At 65.9% G+C, this 15849-nt stretch carries 13 protein-coding genes and 1 pseudogene; 7 read left to right on the forward strand and 7 right to left on the reverse strand.

From position 1 onward, the window contains the following. The first annotated feature begins 11 nt into the window (after positions 1 to 11). The gene (locus tag AWQ71_RS38825; protein ID WP_067144031.1) at positions 12 to 2126 is read left to right on the forward strand and encodes a (Fe-S)-binding protein; all 2115 of its coding nucleotides are present in this window, start codon (positions 12 to 14) and stop codon (positions 2124 to 2126) included. Positions 2127 to 2307: 181 nt separating this feature from the next. On the opposite strand, the gene AWQ71_RS38830 is transcribed toward AWQ71_RS38825, so the two are convergent. The 4 genes from AWQ71_RS38830 to AWQ71_RS38840 form a co-directional block, all read right to left on the reverse strand. After that, positions 2308 to 3063: a TetR/AcrR family transcriptional regulator gene (locus AWQ71_RS38830; protein WP_169806735.1), complete on the reverse strand. Its 756-nt coding sequence runs from the start codon at positions 3061 to 3063 to the stop codon at positions 2308 to 2310. Between the two features lie 806 nt (positions 3064 to 3869). Then, entirely contained in the window at positions 3870 to 5231 is a 1362-nt protein-coding gene (locus AWQ71_RS38835) for an NAD-dependent succinate-semialdehyde dehydrogenase (RefSeq protein ID WP_067144035.1), read from the reverse strand. A 465-nt stretch (positions 5232 to 5696) separates the two neighbouring features. Then, positions 5697 to 5867, reverse strand: a complete 171-nt coding sequence (locus AWQ71_RS42430) for a hypothetical protein (protein ID WP_157570858.1) — start codon at positions 5865 to 5867, stop codon at positions 5697 to 5699. 641 nt (positions 5868 to 6508) lie between these two features. Further along, entirely contained in the window at positions 6509 to 7477 is a 969-nt protein-coding gene (locus AWQ71_RS38840) for a helix-turn-helix transcriptional regulator (protein ID WP_067144037.1), read from the reverse strand. Positions 7478 to 7572: 95 nt separating this feature from the next. Between AWQ71_RS38840 and AWQ71_RS38845 the strand changes: the two genes are divergently transcribed. Beyond that, positions 7573 to 8199 (forward strand): TIGR03086 family metal-binding protein, encoded by a 627-nt coding sequence (locus tag AWQ71_RS38845; RefSeq protein WP_067144039.1) that lies wholly within the window; start codon positions 7573 to 7575, stop codon positions 8197 to 8199. A 193-nt stretch (positions 8200 to 8392) separates the two neighbouring features. Further along, complete coding sequence (locus AWQ71_RS38850) at positions 8393 to 9505, forward strand: winged helix DNA-binding domain-containing protein (protein ID WP_084259782.1); 1113 nt, start codon at positions 8393 to 8395, stop codon at positions 9503 to 9505. Between the two features lie 109 nt (positions 9506 to 9614). Here AWQ71_RS38850 and AWQ71_RS44820 read toward each other — a convergent pair whose 3' ends face one another. After that, positions 9615 to 10415: an AfsR/SARP family transcriptional regulator gene (locus AWQ71_RS44820; protein ID WP_084259784.1), complete on the reverse strand. Its 801-nt coding sequence runs from the start codon at positions 10413 to 10415 to the stop codon at positions 9615 to 9617. A gap of 867 nt (positions 10416 to 11282) precedes the next feature. On the opposite strand from AWQ71_RS44820, the gene AWQ71_RS38860 reads away from it, so the two are divergent. The 4 genes from AWQ71_RS38860 (at position 11283) to AWQ71_RS38875 (ending at position 14353) form a co-directional block, all read left to right on the forward strand. Next, entirely contained in the window at positions 11283 to 11594 is a 312-nt protein-coding gene (locus AWQ71_RS38860; RefSeq protein WP_067144043.1) for a hypothetical protein, read from the forward strand. Positions 11595 to 11689: 95 nt separating this feature from the next. Next, positions 11690 to 12442 carry an ATP-binding cassette domain-containing protein gene (locus AWQ71_RS38865; protein ID WP_067144045.1) on the forward strand — a complete coding sequence of 251 codons (753 nt, stop codon included), beginning with the start codon at positions 11690 to 11692 and terminating at the stop codon, positions 12440 to 12442. After that, complete coding sequence (locus AWQ71_RS38870) at positions 12439 to 13677, forward strand: DUF7224 domain-containing protein (RefSeq protein WP_157570859.1); 1239 nt, start codon at positions 12439 to 12441, stop codon at positions 13675 to 13677. The genes AWQ71_RS38865 and AWQ71_RS38870 overlap by 4 nt, the downstream gene beginning before the upstream one ends. Before the next feature lie 10 nt (positions 13678 to 13687). Further along, a complete protein-coding gene (locus tag AWQ71_RS38875; RefSeq protein ID WP_157570860.1) occupies positions 13688 to 14353 on the forward strand; it encodes a hypothetical protein in 666 nt (221 codons plus the stop codon). A gap of 178 nt (positions 14354 to 14531) precedes the next feature. Here the strand turns inward: AWQ71_RS38875 and AWQ71_RS42950 are convergent. Both AWQ71_RS42950 and AWQ71_RS44825 read right to left on the reverse strand, forming a co-directional pair. After that, positions 14532 to 14756: pseudogene (locus AWQ71_RS42950) on the reverse strand (IS5/IS1182 family transposase); the annotation flags it as partial. A 146-nt stretch (positions 14757 to 14902) separates the two neighbouring features. Further along, positions 14903 to 15187, reverse strand: coding sequence for a transposase (locus AWQ71_RS44825; RefSeq protein ID WP_084259786.1), 285 nt, complete (start codon positions 15185 to 15187; stop codon positions 14903 to 14905). Positions 15188 to 15849 lie beyond the last annotated feature (662 nt).

The following is a 15849-nucleotide window of genomic DNA, read 5'->3' on the forward strand; positions in this document are numbered from 1 at the left end:
AGGGAGGACCCGTGCTCTGGGTTGCGATCATCGGGCTCGTCGCTACGGGCGTCGCGCTCGCCCTGGCGGGCCGCCGCGTGGCGTTCCTCTACAGGCTCGCCACCAGCGGCCAGCCCGCGCCGGAACGGATCACGTACGCCAAGGAGAACGCCGGCGCGGAGATCAAGACCCAGCTGGTCGAGGTCTTCGGGCAGAAGAAGCTCCTGAAGTGGACGCCGTCGGGCACCGCGCACTTCTTCGTGATGTGGGCGTTCTTCATCCTCGCGACGGTCTATCTTGAGGCCTACGGCGCACTCATCCAGGGGATGATCACCGGCACACCCGATTTCCACATCCCGCTGATCGGGACATGGCCGGTGCTCGGCTTCCTCCAGGACTTCATCGCGGTCGCCGCGCTCATCGGACTGATCGCCTTCGCCGTGATCCGGCTCAAGAACTCGCCCAAGAAACTCGGGCGGGATTCCCGGTTCTCCGGCTCACACCTGGGCGGCGCCTGGCTCGTCCTCTTCATGATCTTCAACGTGATCTGGACGATGTTCCTGTTCCGCGGCGCGGCCGTGAACACCGGGAACTTCCCGTACGCCTCCGGCGCGTTCGCCTCGGAGCTGACCGCCAAGATCCTGCCCACCAGCGAGCTGCTGGAGGAGATCGGCCTCCTGCTGCACATCGGCGTCATGCTGGTGTTCCTGATCATCGTGGTGAACTCCAAGCACCTGCACATCTTCACCGCGCCGCTGAACGTGCTCTTCTCCCGCCGCCCGGACGGCCTGGGCGCCGCGCAGGAGATGCGCAGCGGCGGCAAGGTGCTCGACTTCGAGGAGGCCGACCCCGAGGTCGACGTGTTCGGCCGGGGCAAGATCCAGGACACCACCTGGAAGGGCTTCCTGGACTTCTACACCTGCACCGAATGCGGCCGCTGCCAGTCGCAGTGCCCCGCGTGGAACACCGACAAGCCGCTGTCGCCCAAGATGCTGATCATCGACCAGCGCGACCACGCCTTCAAGGTGGCCCCGTACCTGCTGGCGGGTGAGGACAAGAGGGACTCCTACCCCGAGGACGTGCTCGCGCTGCTGGACAAGCCCCTCGTGGGCGAGGACGGCGTCATCCACCCGGACGTGCTGTGGTCGTGCACCAACTGCGGCGCCTGCGTCGAGCAGTGCCCGGTGGACATCGAGCACATCGACCACATCCTGGACATGCGCCGCTACCAGGTCATGATCGAGTCCTCGTTCCCGTCCGAGGCGGGCGTCATGCTCAAGAACCTCGAGAACAAGGGCAACCCGTGGGGCATGCCGGAGATGAAGCGGGCCGAGTGGATCGAGGAGCTCGACTTCGAGGTCCCGATCATCGACTCGACGATGCCCGAGGGCGTCGAGTACCTGTTCTGGGTCGGCTGCGCGGGCGCGCTTGAGGACCGGGCGAAGAAGACCACCAAGGCGGTCGCCGAGCTGCTGCACATCGCGGGTGTGAAGTTCGGCGTGCTCGGCCCGATGGAGGCGTGCACGGGTGACCCGGCCCGCCGCCTGGGCATGGAGTTCCTCTTCAACATGCTGGCCCAGCAGAACATCGAGATGTTGAACGAGGCCGGCGTCAAGAAGATCGTGGCGACCTGCCCGCACTGCTTCAACACGCTCGCCAACGAGTACCCGCAGCTCGGCGGCACCTACGAGGTCGTGCACCACACGCAGCTTCTGGCGCACCTGGTCGAGGAGGGCAGGCTCACCCCGATCACGCCGATCGAGGAGAAGATCACCTACCACGACCCGTGCTTCCTGGGCCGCCACAACAAGGTGTACGCACAGCCCCGCGACATCATGGCGAAGGTGCCGGGTGTCCAGGCGCAGGAGATGCACCGGTGTAAGGACCGTGGTTTCTGCTGCGGCGCCGGCGGTGCCCGCATGTGGATGGAGGAGCGGCTCGGCAAGCGGATCAACACCGAGCGGGTGGACGAGGCGCTGACCACCGATCCCGACACCGTCTCCACCGCGTGCCCGTTCTGCCTGGTGATGCTGGGTGACGCGATCAACGAGAAGAAGAACAGCGGCGAGGCCAAGGAGACGCTGGAAGTCGTCGATGTGGCCCAGCTTCTGATCAAGTCCGTCAAGGGCGAGCCGGTCGCCGGCTGAGCCACGCGCCACCCCGGGCCGGTGAGAAGCCTGCGGATCATCGGCCCGGCTCCGGTCTGACGGGCGCTCTCGAATCCGATTCTCGACCTCGTGGGCTATTATCCCAATTTATCCGGTTAGTCCCGGCGTGAGTACCCCGGCTATTCCGGCGAACCAAATGGCCGTACCGGTCCAGAGGCCCTCACCAGCCGGCATCGTCGCGGACCGAAACGCCGTACGCCGAAGGCTGCTGAATCTGGGGCCGGAATTGATTCTCCATCGGCGAATTTGCCAGCCGAGCGAAGACGTCGATGGCCCGGGCCACCAATTCCTCGGCCTCCTCGCGGGTGGCACAGGCGGCCACCTCCCGGCATATCCCGCCCATGGCATCGGTGACGATCGCGACGATCGCGCGGACGGCCAGTGGGTCGTCGTGTCCCGGGGCATTCGCGCTGTCGCGAAGCAGTGTGGAATTCTGCCGGAGCCAGTCCTGGTTGATGCGGCGCATGCGTAGCCCGAACCCCGGCGGGGTGTCCCCGTCCGCGACGAGTCGCACCACGTCACGGTGCTCCCACGCCCCGAGCAGGTAGGCGCGGGTCCCTGCGAGGAACAACCGGAGCCCATTGGTGACCCCGGCGGCCCGCACGGCGGTGACCGTTTCCCTGGCCCGCGCCTCCTGGCTGCGTTGATACTGCAGCCAGATGGCCACGTATACGTTGGTCTTACTGCCGTAGTGGTAATAAAGCGACCCAACGCTCATGCCCGCACGCTCCGTGATATCGCTCACGCTGGTCGCGGAGAATCCCTTTTTCGCGAAAAGCTCGCGGGCCGCTTCCGCCAGGCTGCGTGCGGCCTCGGTCTGCAACCTCGGATCGTCGAGATCGATGACCGTCTCGGCGTCTTCACCCACTCGGGGCAATGCCTCCTGCTTTCTCGCCGACGTACCGGACTTCGCCATGTGTGCCCCCAACCAGGTCCAACCGATCCGCGCAACCCGGGAGATCTGAATGACATTCAGTCTATGGCACGCAGCGGATCCTCTGCCAGAAATCCCCGTCCTTCTTGATCTCCGATTCGGAGCCGTACGCTTCGCGGCCGGGGCGTCGGCCCGTTCCATAGGCGGGGGCGGCAGCAGCCGCGCGGGCTCGCGTGCTTGGGTGCGGATCAGCGAGCCTGCGGACTGTCCATCCGCAGCTGCCGGATGCGGCCACTCGACAGAATGCGCAGAGATCAATCCTTGATCGCCGACGTACCGCTGCTCGGCCTCGCCCCCCGAGGAGGCTTCGGGCTTGGTCTTCCGTTGATTGCCTGCGAGGCCGGGTCTGACGAAGCGGCCCTAAACGATCTACCGTGCACCCGGTCCGCGCACGCGGGCAAACAACGAGCAACCATCCGGGACCCGCTGCTCACAATGGAGCCCCTCAAGATCGAGAAATCACAGGTCGGAGGCCATGACAATGAGCGCGCCCCGAGGGATTCGAACCCCCGACCGTCGGACGAGAAGCAAGATCGTTCGCGTATCGACTGCGGACGTTCAAGACTTTGGACTACCGATTCGTGGCGCTTCGTCCACAACCCATCCGGATTCGATGACGGATCGTGACGGGGCTGACGGTGCGTTCCGGGACATGCGAGCACGCACCGCCGGTCCACCGGAATCCCAGGAGACCAAAAGGAGTGGGATGAGGGCTCAGTTTCGCGAGCGGGGGGCGCGATGGGGCCGACGGCTCCTGGATCCGTCGGCCCCATCACGCGGCGGCGCGGTCAGTCTGCGACGAAGAACATCCGCTTGTTGACGAACTCGTCCATGCCGAGGGGGCCGAGCTCGCGTCCGAACCCGGAGCGCTTCACCCCGCCGAACGGAACTTCCGCGCCTTCACCGGCGGGGGTGTTCACGTTCGCCATCCCGGTCTCGAGCCGTGCGGCCATGGAGGTGGCTCGATCCACGTCGGTGCTGAACACCGCGCCACCCAGTCCGTACTGCGTGTCGTTCGCGAGCTCCAGGGCCTCCTCGTCGCTGCCGACCTTGTAGACCACGGCGACCGGCCCGAACAGCTCTTCGCGATAGGCCCGCATGTCCGGGGTGATCCCCGTGAGGACAGCAGGCGAGTAGTACGCCGCCGGGCCGTCACTGAGCACACCACCGGCATGCAGCGTGGCTCCCTTGCTGACCGCCTCCTCGACCTGGGCCGCGAGTGTCTCCGCGGCCGCCCGAGATGACATCGGGGCGAATGACCCCGGCTCGATCGCGAGCGCCTTCCGGGTGAGCTCCGAGACGAAGTCATCGAAGATGTCATCCATCACGATCATGCGCTTGTTGGAGTTGCAGGCCTGGCCCATGTTGTACAGGCGGGTGCCCCACGCGGTCTCCGCCGCCTCCGCGACGTCGTCGCTGTCGAGGATCACGTAAGGGTCCGAGCCTCCCAGCTCGAGCACGCACTTCTTCAGGTGCTTCCCCGCGAGCGACGCGACGATCGCACCGGCCCGCTCGGATCCGGTCAGCGAGACGCCCTGCACCCGCGGGTCAGCGATGATCGTCTCGATCTGCTCGTGGGTCGCGAACACGTTGACGTACGCGCCCTCCGGCACGCCGGCGTCCTTCATGATCTGTTCGACTGCGAGCGCCGACCTCGGCACCGACTCGGCGTGCTTGAGGATGATCGTGTTGCCCAGCATCAGGTTGGGCGCCGCGAAACGGGCGATCTGGTAGAACGGGAAGTTCCACGGCATGATCCCGAGCAGAACACCGATCGGCAGTTTCTGCACGACCGCCTTTCCGCCGGCGAACGTCTTGATCGGCTGGTCCGCAGCGAGCGTCGGGCCCTCGGTCGCGAAGTAGTCGAAGATCGCCTGGCAGAACTCGACCTCTTCCACTCCCTCCGAGACCGGCTTGCCCATCTCCTGGGCCGCGATCGCGGCGAGCTCATCCGCACGCTCGGCGAACAGTGCTCCGACCTTGCTGACGATCTCGGCACGTCGGGTGATCGGGACGTCCTTCCACGTCGTGTACGCCGCAGCGGCGGCAGTCAGCGCGGCCTCGACGTCTGCGTCGGTCGCCGGCTCGAAGGTCTCGACGACCTCGCCCGTCGCCGGGTCGGTCACCTGGTAGGAGGGACTGGTGCTCATCGTCGTTCTCCTGTCGGGAGTGGTTCAGCCGGTGCCGGTTCGGGCACCGATTGTGAGTGTCGGCGGTGCGGAGCTGTTCGCCGACGCGTCCGCCCCTCGCTCGCCTGGTCGCTCTCGGAGGAGACAACAGGGTCGAGCGCCTCGGGCCCGAAGTACGGGGCGACGGCAGCCCTGCAGATGTTCACGGTGCGCCTCGGGTAACAGGGTTCGTCATGGCGTCGGCCGCCGTACGGCTCGCGGCCCAGCTTCGATCATGTCGATCAGAGCTGTCTGGGCTGGGGGGACCCACTGGCCGCTGAGCTCGAGCGTCGCTCCGCCGATCTCTTCGGTCAGAGACTACCGCCGGTGCGTTCGTGGGCTTCAACCACGGTGACCGGTGAGCGACGAAGCCACCCCCGCCCACATCTCATCCCGTTAAAACGCGTGCTCATGCCGATGGGTGCGCACAGATCGCCTCCCAGATCCCTACGCGAGGCGGGGCTTGACGGCGATCCACTCGCGGAGCCGACTGGCGAGGTGCTCATCCCGGACCTCGTCCAGGTGCAGCTGAGCGGCGCTGATCAGAATCCTCGCCTGCCTGGAGCGGAGCATCCGTACGCGGTCGAGTCCGCGCGGGTCCCGACGCTCGTTGAGCACGGCCACATGGTCGAGATCTTCCGGGATGGCGTCTAGTGCCGTGACCGGCAAGGTTTGCCCGGACGGAGCGGTGATCCAGGGTGGTGCATCGCAAGGCGGAGGAGGAGGCCGTAGCGGAGCCTACGGCCGACGACGACAACGCCGCGAGGTGCCGCCCTGGGCGACGCGACGGGGCAAAGATTGACGGGAGGGGCACTAGGCAGGCCTGGACGACGTCGTCGGCGGACGGCAGGACAACCGCTAACTCGCTCCCTGCGGGCCGCAGTCCGGCCACGAAGTACGCCGTCTTCTCGGCGATCTCAATCGGGGTGAGGATGCCCCGGGCACTCCCCTGGCACAACAGCCACAGTTTCAGGTCCACCCAGGCCGCCTGCCGGTCCGGTCGACCGCCGAGTTGCCGGTCGATGACCAGGAGCAGGTACCGCCACCAGTTGGCCCGCTCATCCGGCGGCGGCTGGCGGCGGTCGAGCCAGTCCTCGCGCTGGTCGCCGCCGAGTCGGAGCAGATGGGTCAGACCATCCTTGACCGCTTGGCGCCGCGCGTCCAGCCGTACGGAGACCGCTTCCTCGGGCGAATTCGGTGCGCTGATCGACCGCCGAGCGGCCTCGACCGGAAGATCATCGGCGGGCATGCCGGCCAACCTACCCGTCGAGGGCTTCGGTGTAGCGGCGGGCGAGGGTGCGGATGTGGGCGACCAGTTCGGGTGGGCCGTCGACGCGGAAGTCCATCATCAGCATGCTGAGGTAGATGGCGATGGTCTCCAGGGCGTCGGCACCGGTGACGAGGACGCTGGTGTGGGAGTCGACGGCTTCGACGATGCCGACGGCGGGGTTGATGCGGGCGATCACGGTTTCGGCGGGGGCGAGGACGGTGACGCGGGCGTGGACCTTCCAACCGGTCTGCGCGACTTCGCGCAGGACGAAGGCGACGAGGTCGTCGTCGGGTAGGGAGCGGGCGGCGAAGCGGCGGGACGCGGACCGGACACGGATCAGGTCGGCGACGGGCAGCGCCCGCCAGACATGCGCGCCGAGGTCGTAGGCGACCAGGAACCAGCGGCGGCGCCAGCTGATCAGGCGGTAGGGCTCCACCTCGGTTTCGGTTTCGGTGTCGGCGCGGGTCGCGAAGAGGGTCGCGCCGTCGCGGATCGCGCCCGCGACAACAGTGAGGGTGGCGGCGGGCACCGGGGCGTCCGGCTCGCGGGAGCCGACTGTGGCGGGCCCGACCGCCGTGGCCGACCGCAGGGCGGTCACTTTGCGCTGCAGGCGTTTCGGAAGGATCTGCTGGAGCTTGGCGAGCGCCCGGGTGAGGCTGGCGTCGATGTCCGCGATCCCGGTGGAGCCGTCTTCGGCCAGGCCGACGGCCAGTGCCACGGCCACCGCCTCGTCGTCGTCGAGCAGCAGCGGGGGCATCTTCGCGCCCTGTCCGATCCGGTATCCGCCCACCGCGCCGCGCTCGGCGTGCACCGGATAGCCGAGTTCGCGGAGGCGCTGAATGTCTTGCCGCAGTGTGCGTTCGGCGACACCGAGACGCTCGGCGAGTTCGCGGCCCGTGTAGGACCGGTCCTGCAGCAGGGAGAGCAGGCGCAGCACTCGGGTTGTCGTCGAAGCCATCGGATTCTCACCCCCGGGGATTATTAGGCACGAAAGTAGCCTAATAGGCCCATAGGCTGATGTCACAAGCAAGGAAGAGATCGAAAGGCAAGATTATGAACGCCACCGACACCGCCACCGTCACCTCCCTGCAGCCGGTCTGGCGTGAGGTGCTGGCCGCCTCGTACCGGGCGCTGGAGAACAGCGTCGCGGGTGTACAGGACAGCCAGGGAGACAACGCCACCCCGTGCTCGGAATGGACGGTCACCCAGGTGATTCAGCACGCCGCAGCCGACCAGCTCGCCTACGCGATGGTGCTCGGCATCGGAAACGGTCCGGCCTACGACCCCTTCTCGCCTTCCGGAGTTGTCGACGGCACTGCGGCAGAACTGGTGAAAGACGCCATCGAGCAGACCGGCGCGGCGTGGGCGACGGTGTCCGACGACAGCGAGACCGTTCCGACGCCGCTGCCGCACGGTGACCTGCCGACTCCGGTCGCCGCGGTGATGTGCGCGCTCGACGCCGCCGTGCACGCATGGGACATCGCGATCGCCACGGGCCAGCCGTCCCCGCTCGACGACGAGCTCGCAGGCCACCTTCTCGCCGCCGCGCGGGGAATCGTCGAACCGCTGCGCCAGTGGGGCGCCTACGCTCCCGTGGTTGAGGCTGAGGCTGCCGGCAACCCTTCCTCCACCCCAGTCGTCGACGACCTGCTCCGCTACCTCGGCCGCGCCCCGCGCTGACGATCGAGTCATGAGGGCTTCGGGGATGTGGGCGGTCGCGATCACCTGCCGGCGTCGCCTCGTACGCTGAGCTATTTGTCAGGAAAGTTCTCAGCGACCGCCCACCCCGGCCCACCCCGGATCACCGGCAGGCGATCCATCGGCGAGATTGTCGGCGACGAAGGCTACGGTGACCGCGAGGAGGCGGTAATCAGTGGAACTCACCCCCCAACAGGTGCTCGGCCTGCGGATGTCCAGCCTGCTGCTACGAGCGTCGCCCGGCGGCGCCGGCCAGGCGACGAGCGTGGCCGAGGTGGTGACCTGGCTCGGGGCGATGCAAGCGCAAGACCTGGCCAGCGGTCTGTGGTCGTTCGGCGCGCGACTGCCCGGATACACCGCCGCCGACGTCACCGCCGCGCTGGAGCGGCGTGAGGCGCTGCGCACCTGGCCGATGCGCGGCACCATCCATTTCGTCCCGTCCCGCGACGCCCACTGGATGCTCGAACTGATGGGCGTCCGGGTGCTGAACGGCGCGGCGAGGCGGCGCGAACAACTCGGCCTCTCGGAGGAGACCGCCGCTGCGGCCATGGATGTGCTGGGCGCGGCCCTGGCCGGCGGCGGGCGGCTGAGCCGGTCGGAGTGCCTGGCCGTGCTGGCCGACAAGGGCATCGACACCAGTGGCCAGCGCGGCTACCACCTGCTGTGGTACGCCAGCCAGCGGGGCCTGCTGTGCATCGCCCCCAACATCGGCAACGAGCAGAGCTTCGTGCTGCTCGACGAGTGGGTTCCCGACCCGCACCGGCCAGAGCGCGACGAGGCGCTGGGCATCGTCGCCCTGCGTTACTTCCGCGGCCGCGGGCCGACCACCCGGCACGACTTCGCCGGCTGGACCGGCCTGACCGCGGCCGACGCCAAACGCGGCATCGCCGTGGCCGGCGACGCGCTGGCCCAGGTGACCGTCCACGGGGTGGAGATGTACCTCGACGCCGCGCTCCTCGACACCACCCCTCCCCCGGCCGGCGACGACGAGGTGCTCGTGCTGCCGGGGTTCGACGAATACCTCTTGGGTTACAAGGACCGCTCCCTCATGGTCGCCGACGAGCACAAGGCGGCCATCATCCCCGGTAACAACGGGATCTTCCAGTCCACCGTGGTGCGCGCCGGCCGGGTCGTGGCCACCTGGAAACGCACCCTCGCGAAGAGCCGGGTACAGATCGCCGTTCAGCCGCTCGTACCGCTCCACAGAAGCAACCAGGTGGAGGTTGAGCGGGCGTTCGAGCAGTACGCGCAGTTCGTCGAACGCACCCCGGAGGTGCGCTGGCCGTGACCCGTCGCGTGTTCAGGCGGGCTGCGGGCAACGGGCTGACCACCACCGCGAAATTAACTACCGATCGAACCGCCTCACCCGACCACGCGGAGATCGCGAAAGATCGAGGTTAATTTCGAATAGCGGAGGCTACTGCTGGATTATGGTCGAGCACCGCCGCGTACACTCTTTGCATTTCAGGCCCAGGCGTGTGGCCGAGTTCTTCGAAAAGGAGCGTTCTAGCATCCTCGTAAGCAATGAGCGCACCTGCGGTGTTTCCAGCTTCATAGAGAGCCCGAATAAGGAGCACGTGAGAGCGTTCCCGCATAGGGTGATCGGCGACAAAGGATCGAATCTCGGGGACAAGCCGTCCCGGGGGAACGAGAATCATCCGATTCTCCAACCACTCCTCGTGAAGGATGTAACGCTGCTCGTTAAGCGCCGTCAGCCGATCTCGCAGTTGTCGAGAGCCGATTATGTTGACCCCAGCGGGCCCCCTCCACAGGGCAAGGGCAGCTTTCATCGTCTCCACCGCAGCCTCGCGGTCCCCAACATCTGCCTGGGAGCGTCCCTTCGCCATCAGCTCCTCAAAAAGTGCGAGATCCGTTTCATCGGAGGGAATCTGCAACTGGTAGGCACCTCCACCACCGCCGCCACCACCGCGAATCGTTGTGATCTGACATTGCAGTTTGGGTTGGCTGGCCAGCACAGCACGGAGGCGCATGACATGCTGTCTGATGTTGGCTTCGGCTGATCTGGGAGGGTCGTCCCAGAGAAGCCGTATTAACAGTTCCCTACCCGTCGGACGCCCTCGCTCCAGGAGCAGTGCGAGAAGCAACGCCCGCAGAGACGGTGCGGCCAAGCTCCGCCAGGAGACCCCTTCGACCTCAATCGGACCTAAAAAACGAAACAACACCCAAAGATCTCCCATCCAATATCCACCGACCGCAAGATCCTTACAGTCTCGACAACGTTTGACAAGTCGCTGTCGACGACCCTTGACATCACGGCGGGCAAGAACCTTCGGGAAGACGCGAGTAATCGCACGAGGCCATGCAGAAATCCGGCGACTCCGGAGCCGAAGACATTCCTGCCATTGCCGACCGCTCCCGTGGCGGCCTGCCGTCAGCGGTGACCGCCGACCCAGCCGTGTGATTGCCGCTGCCAGGGCAGCGCGTCACACGCACTACAGCACGATCGGCGAGCGTGTTGGTGGTCCAGATTCCCCAGTCGCGGGGGCCTGTACACCTCCCGTCACCCAGGGCCGAAGCGTTCTCGGTGAGCTCGAACAGCGCGTCTGCCCGAGCGGTCAAGCGGTCATACAGGTCGGTTCGGAACCGGGACAACACGGTCAGCGACTCGACGCGGGCGGGATCGTCCGCCCCCTTCAGTCTCATCCAGGTCAACACCACTCCACGCCTGCGACCCTGCGACAGCGACTCCTACGCCATGACCTTCGACCACGACACGATCTTCGTTTCCCTGCACGGCAGTCACTGACCGCGATATCGTCAACGTCTCCAGAGATCGCAGCAGAGTGCTCCGATGCCCAAGTAAATTGAAAAGACGCCGAGCGTCAGACACGATCTCCGTCACCAATGAAATTCGAGTCGTGACACTGAGTCAGCATTCATGTCGAGGGCCAGCCTCCGGCGAACTTCTTGGCTCATTACATGTACGAATCTTATACCCAAGTTATACGATGGTGATCGTAGGCTGCGGGAGATTCGGATGAGCAGCGTATTCCACGGTCATCCCGATGGCCATGGAATACGCTCAGGAAGAAAGAGGATCCCCCATGACGGACTTCGGCGTGGGCAACACCGCCCGGCGGATCGCGGCCGGTCTTGCCACCGTGGTCGCGACCACTGGAGTAACCCTGGCTCTCGCAGCCGGGCCGGCATCGGCGATGCCGAGCTGCACCAAGTACGAAGGTAAGACCTACGGCAAGGTCAACTGCACCGGCACGGGGCAGTGGCAGGGCGTGTGGGACTGTGACTGGCAGGCCGACTACTGGACCGGCTGGATTCAGATGCCGTCGACCCAGAAGTCCTCCAGGGAGTTCACCTGCGACTCCCTGCTCATTCACATCGATGTCATGACGCGATAATCCACCGGTTGCGCGTTCGGCACCGGACCCGGCCAAATGAGAGGCCGGGGCCGGTGCTTTGCCGTGACGGAAGGCGATGAGAGGAGTTTTGGGTAATGCCTGGTCTTGAGGTCGTCGGGCTGGTGCAGAGCTATGGCTCGCGCACCATTATCTCCGGGCTGACGATGCGAGCCGATGCCGGTGTCACCGCACTGTTGGGTCCGAACGGCGCAGGCAAGAGCACGCTGCTCAGAACGCTTGCGACGGTCACACCGCCCGGCGGCGGCGAACTGCGCCTGCTCGGCAGGAAAGTCGACAGCGAAAAGGACGCCAGGGAGGTCCGGAAACGGATCGGCTATCTTCCGCAGGAGTTCGGTTACCACCCGAATTTCTCTGTCTACGAATTCATACGCTATTGCGCCTGGTTACGTGAGGTTCCCGATCGCACGGCACACGCGTCGACCATGACGGCCCTGGAGCGGGTCGGACTCGCCGACAGACGGAAGAGCCGGATGCGGGAGCTGTCAGGGGGCATGCTGCGAAGGGCGGGCATCGCCCAGGCAATCGCGGGCGATGTCGGCTTGGTACTTCTTGACGAGCCGACAGTAGGCCTCGACCCGGAACAGCGGCTCGAATTCCGAGAGCTTGTCAGGACTCTGGCCGACACAGCGACCGTGGTGCTCAGCACTCACCTGGTGGAGGACGTGGCGGCGGTCTGCACACGCCTGCATGTCATCACGGCGGGCAGGATCGTGTTTTCAGGAACGCCCGCCGAACTGGCGGCGAACGCCACCCCTGGCACACCGGGTGATACACCACTTGAATCCGGATATATCTGGGCACTGCGTTCGGCGGCGGTCTCGGCATGAAGACAATGTTCGGCATCGAGCTGCGCCGATCGATCATGCTGTGGCTTCTTCCCTTCACTCTCGCCGCGGGTGCGCTAGTGGCGTGGGGGTGGTCGGAGACCTGGCTGGTCTGGCCGGAGGCGAGCGCCACCACCTCATTTGCCGCCACGCGTTTCTCGGTGGCCGTGCTCGCCGGTGTCGCTGCGTGGTCGGCGCAACGGGATCGGCGCGGGGGATTGCGGGACCAACTCGTGGCGATCGCCCGGCCTGCCTGGCAGGTTGAAGCTGTGCATCTCCTGGGCACGATGGCTTACGCGTGGATCGGACTGCTGATAACGGCGCTGTCGATCCAGCTCCTGGTCATGGCGAAGATCGGTCCAGGCTTTCTTTGGCCCAGTTACCTACTTCTCGGCCTGACCACGCTCACGTTCAGCGTCGCCGTCGGCCATCTCGCGGGTCGATTGTCCAGTTCGCGGCTCATTCCACCCCTCATCGGGGCGACCATGCTCGTGGCCGGATTCATCGCACCACCGAATGCCCCCTTCGATCTTTCGGTTGTCACGGGGCCCGCCAAGCTGGAGCTGAATCCTTCAGTCTTGGCAGCAAGATCGGCGTTTGCAGCGGCGTGCGTGGTGTTGGCGATCACCATTCCTCGCACCAGTGCCCCGTCACGGCCCACCAAGCAGGTAGCGGTACCTCTCCTCGCGGGCGTGATCACCCTCGGCTGGCTGACCGTGTCAGGCCCGCTGCAGGTACCGCGGGCTCCGGTAGCTCGGCCTCTCTGCGCGGAACCGGCGGCGGGCGTACCGCGGGTATGCGTCTGGCCGGAGAACCGCGCCTATCTGAATGACGCCACACGGGCGGCACGGCTGATCGCGAGCGCCGCTGGAGGCGCGGTGCCCTTGCCCGACACCTACTACGACGAAGGACTGTCCGAGGACAAACCGACCTTCACCGCGCTCAGCACGATCAATCCCATGATCGCCGACATGGCGATCGCAACCATGCCGTCGTTTCGGGGATGCAGGGACAAGTCCGAGGCCGACGCAGAGGAGCGGGCAACCATCGGCGGCGAGATCTGGGTGTGGATGACGGCCAGAGCGAGTGGCCTGAAGTCCGTGACGAACGATTCCTCTTTCCTGCTTCCCGCCGAGGTGGGGCGCGATGTCGACGCCGCCCTTGCCAAGCCGCATGACAAGCAGCTTGCCTGGGTCAAGCGGCAGGTGGCGAGAACCTGGGAGGGCTGTGGTGCGTGATTCTGCAGGGGTGTCAGTGGCGCGGGAACGGGCACACGCGACGGAAGAGTTCGCAATCCGCCGTGCCTTCGCTCAGGCGCGAGGTCTCTCACCGCTGGTTGCCTCGCTCGTGGTACTCAGCGTGGCGGCGGGGGCTTGGGGCCGTCTGTCGGTGAGTTTCCCTCAAGCGTGGAATCATCTGCCCACGCCGGTTCCCGTCGCGGTGCTGATGCCGATTCCGTTCGCCTGCGTCGCAGTGATGAGCCTCCACAGTCGGATGGCCGACTTCGAGCTCGTCGCCGCGCGCCCTATGGCCCGGATCGACCTCTGCCAGTTGAGCGCCTTTTTGCTCGCTGGCGCGGCCGGGCTCGCCGGAGGACTACTCGTGGGCGGAAGCTCTGAGACGGTCAGCGCCGCCCTGCGGAATCTTGCCTGGTGGGGAGGCATCGCCTGCCTGTCGGGGTGGTGGATCGGCCGCCGGTTGGCCTGGGTGCTGCCGCTGGCGATGGCGGTGCCGATGTACGTGTTCGCGGTGGCCGACGACGAAGTAATGGCGTGGGCGATCCCGAAGCTGGACGCGAACGTCCCACATTCGTGGATGGTGTCAATCCTCGTCCTGGTGATCGGAGCGTCGTTGCTGATCAGAAGCTCGCGATGGCAACGTCGGCGAACGCGACCCTGCACACGAGCCCGATGAAGCGTCGGTGGCGATGAGACCACCTCAATCAGTAGGAGCCTGCTAGCGATCGGTTCTAAGAGCATCGCGATGAGAAACCCGGGCCCTACTTGAGTGGAGCCGGGTTTCCATGTCCCGCGTCAAGAAGTGGCCTCATGAGAGGGCGTCCGAAAAGACGTAGTTTCTGATTGATTGTCGGTTACGCGTCTCGCCAGGTTGGAGTGGTTTCGCCGGTGATCCGCCGAGCGAGGTTGTCGATCGACGCGACGCGGATCATCGCTGCGGCGTGGCCGGTCCGGGTTTCGTAGTCGCGAGTGAGTCGGCGGTGGAGCATCAGCCGGCCCAGGGTGCGCTCGACGACCCAATGGCCCTTGACGACGTGGAAGCCGGGCTGGTCGGAGCGGCGTGGAACGACTTCGACGTCGGCTTGCGCTCGCTCGCCGGGTCATCCCAGCGCGCCCGGGCCCACCAACTAGGCGCAATGCTCCAGATCCACCCGATCGCGTTACGACATGGCGGGCATCAACTCGCGAATCTCCCTCCGAAAGAACGCGATCGTGACCGTCCTGCTCACCGCATCCTTCCTACGCGAGATGGACGCATCTGCCTGGCGAATGTCATTCCATAGGCTAGGCGGCGGCAGCCGCGGGGGCTCGCGTGCGTGTACTCGTTGACACCAAGGTTCCGCGCCACGTGCGAGACGGGCTTGCCGGTCTCCTTGACGATGCGCACCGCTCCGGCCCGGAACTCCGGATCAAAGCGGCGCCTGGTGGACCTGCCACGACCAAACCTCTCCAGGTTCGGCCTCCACGCTAGGAGGGAAAGCGCACGCAGCGCCTCCCGTACGCGCCCGATATGCCGCCCGACGCGCCCCCCACGAGGTCAACCCTCCGAAGTCCGGCTGGTGGTGGATGGTCGTGACCGGAGGACCGTCCGGACGAACCGGCATCGCACCGATCCGCCCTCAGGCGACTTCGTCGCCGTTGAGCTCGCCTGATCAGGCCAAATCTCGACCCCTCGCGCAGGCGCGGACCGGGGGCTGTCAACATCCCGCAAGGCTGCTGTCAGCAAGATCACCAGTTATTTGACCGATATGCGGAATAGAGCTCGAATCAATTAGTCAACATGGACAGGTGTCCTATCGACACGAAGACCGAAACCTTGATTACGGACATTCCGTAGGGGAGCGAGATCCTCACAGAGGATGACCGACGCCCAGACGCAGGGACGGGCAGAGATCATCCGCCCAGCCGGAGAGGTTCACCACCCGCCGGCGCACCCACAGGCAGTGCAATTTCCCAATGCCCGAAACCTCCATTCCATCATGGGTTGAAATTTCACCCCTTGACTGGCTTTCGGACAAAATAATAGGAATGGCATGGCTTATGGCGTTGGCCGACCCTCGCCAGGACGAACCCTGACGAGCGGCCCATACTTCCTGCTGCCCGCGCGACGACCTCGCACGGCGCGGTGGACCTGTCCGGGGGTGACTTCGCGTAGCAATGCGAGAGGAACAC

The sequence above is a fragment of the Microtetraspora malaysiensis genome, assembly GCF_001528665.1.
In the GTDB taxonomy this organism is placed as follows: Bacteria; Actinomycetota; Actinomycetes; order Streptosporangiales; family Streptosporangiaceae; genus Microtetraspora_A; species Microtetraspora_A malaysiensis.